The organism is Neisseria sp. P0021.S007 (genome assembly GCF_051956855.1).
Genome location: NZ_JBQCXA010001759.1, coordinates 1 through 438, shown reverse-complemented (window position 1 = coordinate 438; position 438 = coordinate 1). Strand labels below are relative to the sequence as shown.

Annotated in this window: 1 protein-coding gene; it reads right to left on the bottom strand. The window is 54.3% G+C overall.

Annotated elements, in window-relative coordinates; translation table 11 throughout:
- Nucleotides 1-61: 61 nt before the first annotated feature.
- On the bottom strand, nt 62-438 hold a 377-nt coding region (locus ACTHUR_RS21310; RefSeq protein ID WP_440400804.1), incomplete at its 5' end, for a transposase.

Sequence of the window (438 nt, the reverse complement as noted above, 5' to 3'; positions counted from 1 at the left end):
CTACGCAAATGCCCCCTTAATCCTCCCCGGACACCCGAGAATCATGCATCCGGGCCGCCTTTTAGGCAGCAACAGGCGCACTTAGCCTGTTGGCGGCTTTCAATAGGTTCAAACACATCGCCTTCAGATGGCTTTGTGCACGCACTTTGAGCAGACCGAAATAGGCTGCCCGCGCATAGCGGAATTTACGGGGCAGCGTACCGAAACTTTGTTCGACCACATAACGGGTCTTCGACAAATATCGGTTGCGTTTGGTTTGCGCTTCCGACAGCGGATGTTTGCGGTGGGCGTTGCGCATAATGCCGTCCAGCAACCGATGTTCTTCCAGATGTTGCCGGTTTTCCTCACTGTCATAGCCTTTGTCGGCATAGACGGTCATATCTTTGGGCAGTTCTCCCAACAAAGGCGACAGGTGTTTGCACTCACGGGCATTGGCGG